The following is a 2433-nucleotide window of genomic DNA, read 5'->3' as shown; positions in this document are numbered from 1 at the left end:
GTCGCCCGCGTCGAAGGGCAGCACCACGGCATGCCCGCCGGCGGCCGCGATCTCGCCGGCCACGGCGTCGAGACCGGGCCGGCCGCGCGCCGAAAGCACCACCTCGGCGCCTGCCGCCGCCGCGGCGAGGGCGACGGCGCGCCCGATCCCGAGCGACGCGCCTGTGACGAGCAGGCGGCATCCTCGCAGGCGGAAATCCGGCGTGGCTGTGGACATTGCAGCGTCTCCTTCGCGCACAGTCTCGCGCGGATCGGCCGCGGCGCAAGCCGTCCCGCCCAGCCCCGTGCGGAATTGGAGCGAGCCATGCGCCGCGGCCCGCCCCGGCGGCCCGGTTTCTTCTTGATCCAGAGCAAACATGCGTCGACACTCACGCTGCTCGACGAAGAGCAAGGGAGATCGCGGTCGTAACGGTCGCAACGACAGGTGAAGGCGCATCATGCATCCACTCGACGCCACGCGCGCCTTGATGGAAGGGCTCGGAAGCGAGTCCAGCATCTGCATGAAGTGCGGCTCGCGGTCGGTGGGTCTCTGCGCCCCGCTCGACGCGGCAGCGCTTGACGACATGTCGGGCGAGAGTGAACGCCTCGCTTTCGACCAGCGCGACGCCATTTTCCGCCAGGGCGATGCCGCGCGGCATGTGTACACGCTGACCGAGGGCATGGCCCGCCTGACCCGCGTCCTGCCTGACGGCCGCCAGGCCGTGATCGGCTTCCGTTTCGCCGGCGACATCCTCGGCTTCACGCCGGAGGCCGAGCACGCCTTCGGCGCCGAGATGCTCACGCGCGGCACCGTCTGCCGCCTTGATCGCCGGCGGCTGGAACAGATGTTCCGGCGCTATCCGGTGATGGAGCGCCGCTTCCTCGATCTCTGCGTGAAGGAACTCTCGGCCAGCCAGGACCATATTCTGGCCCTGGGGCGTTTCAGTGCCGAGGAGCGCGTCGCCGCCTTCCTGGTCTCCCTGGCCGAGGCGCAAGAGCGTCGTGGCCATGTCGGCCCGGTCTTCGACCTGCCGACGACGCGCGCGGATATCGGCGAGTTCCTCGGCCTCACCCTCGAGACCGTGAGCCGCGCCGTCTCGTCCTTCCGCAAGCGTGGCTGGATCCGCCTGCACGGGCATTCCGGCATCGAACTAAGCGACCGCAATGCGCTGGCCTGCCTCGCGGCAGGCGAGGGCGCCGACGCGGCATAGCCCGCGCGCGGCGGGCAGGTGACGGAACTCCAAAGTTGAATTCCGCGGCGTGATGATACGCCTTAGAAGCGTAGTCTCGCGCTCGCATGATACCCCTGCCGAGTCCCCAACAGCTCCGCTACCTCGTGGCGCTGGCCGAGCACGGTCATTTCGGCCGCGCCGCCGCCGCCTGTGCGGTGACGAAATCCACGCTTTCCTCCGGCATCCTGGCGCTCGAACGCCAGGTCGATGCGCCGCTGCTGGAGCGCACGGGCGGCAAGCGGCCGGTCTTCACGCCGCTCGGGCGCGACCTTGTCGGGCGCGCGCGCCTGGCGCTCGCGGCACTCACCACCTTCGTCGAGACGGTCGATGCGGCACGCGAACCGCTGACCGGGTCGCTGCGGCTTGGTGTCATCCCGACCATCGGCCCCTTCCTGCTGCCGCGGCTGATGCCCCGCCTGCGCGCCGCCTTCCCGCGCCTGAACCTATGGCTTCGGGAGGACCTGACGGATGGACTGCGGGACGGCCTCGAGATGGGGCGGCTCGACCTCCTGCTGGTGAGCCTGCCCTGCGATTGCGGCGACGCCGACACCCTGGCGATCAGCGAGGATCCCTTCGTGATCGCCTGTGCCCCCGGCCATGCGCTGGCGCAGGACGGTCCGCTGGCGCCTGGTGCGCTCGCCGGCGAAAGGCTGCTGCTGCTCGAGGAAGGCCACTGCCTGCGCGACCAGGCCCTGGCCGCCTGCGGCCTGCCCGCGGTGCCGATGTCCGAGGAATTCGCCGCCACCTCCCTGTACACGCTGGTTCACATGGTCGCCGGCGGGCTCGGGGTGACGATCCTGCCGCGCCTGACAATCGCCGGCGGCGTCGCGATCGGGGCCGAGGTGACACTGCGTCCGCTCGCCGGTGGCGCCGGTCGGCGGATCGGCCTCGCCTGGCGTGCGCGGAGCCCGCGCGCCGAGGAATTCCGCGCCCTGGTGCCCTCCATTGCGGCGGCACTCTCCGACCTGTAGCAAAGGCGCGCGACGGAGGGCTCCAGGGCATGAGGCAGTTCGACCTTGGCGGGGTGCTTGGCGCCGTGCTCGGCGGTGGGCAGCCCGCGCGCGGGGCCGGCCGGCGCGCACCCGCCCGGGGCGGTCAGGATCTCGGCCGCGCGCTGGCCATGCTGGCCGGGGTCGCCATCGAGGCGATGACAAAGTCCCAGCCGCCGCCGCGCGCACCGGCGCCAGCCCAGGGCAAGCCCGGCGGCGGATGGGGTGCGCCGG

At 71.8% G+C, this 2433-nt stretch carries 4 protein-coding genes; 3 read left to right on the top strand and 1 reads right to left on the bottom strand.

Translation table 11 applies throughout. From position 1 onward, the window contains the following. Positions 1 to 390: SDR family NAD(P)-dependent oxidoreductase (locus HW578_RS28075; RefSeq protein ID WP_232479281.1), on the bottom strand; the 390-nt coding region annotated here is incomplete at its 3' end. Between the two features lie 46 nt (positions 391 to 436). Between HW578_RS28075 and HW578_RS25495 the strand changes: the two genes are divergently transcribed. The 3 genes from HW578_RS25495 to HW578_RS28070 form a co-directional block, all read left to right on the top strand. Beyond that, positions 437 to 1189 (top strand): Crp/Fnr family transcriptional regulator, encoded by a 753-nt coding sequence (locus HW578_RS25495; RefSeq protein ID WP_198373514.1) that lies wholly within the window; start codon positions 437 to 439, stop codon positions 1187 to 1189. 86 nt (positions 1190 to 1275) lie between these two features. Further along, positions 1276 to 2181: a hydrogen peroxide-inducible genes activator gene (locus tag HW578_RS25490; RefSeq protein ID WP_198373513.1), complete on the top strand. Its 906-nt coding sequence runs from the start codon at positions 1276 to 1278 to the stop codon at positions 2179 to 2181. A 29-nt stretch (positions 2182 to 2210) separates the two neighbouring features. Further along, a partial coding sequence (locus HW578_RS28070; RefSeq protein ID WP_232479280.1) for a hypothetical protein occupies positions 2211 to 2433 on the top strand: 223 nt, incomplete at its 3' end.

Origin of the sequence: Roseomonas rosulenta (assembly GCF_016106005.1) — a bacterium.
Taxonomy (GTDB): domain Bacteria; phylum Pseudomonadota; class Alphaproteobacteria; order Acetobacterales; family Acetobacteraceae; genus Neoroseomonas; species Neoroseomonas rosulenta.
Note: the sequence above shows the minus strand (reverse complement) of the source record. Positions and strands in the feature narration are given on the sequence as shown.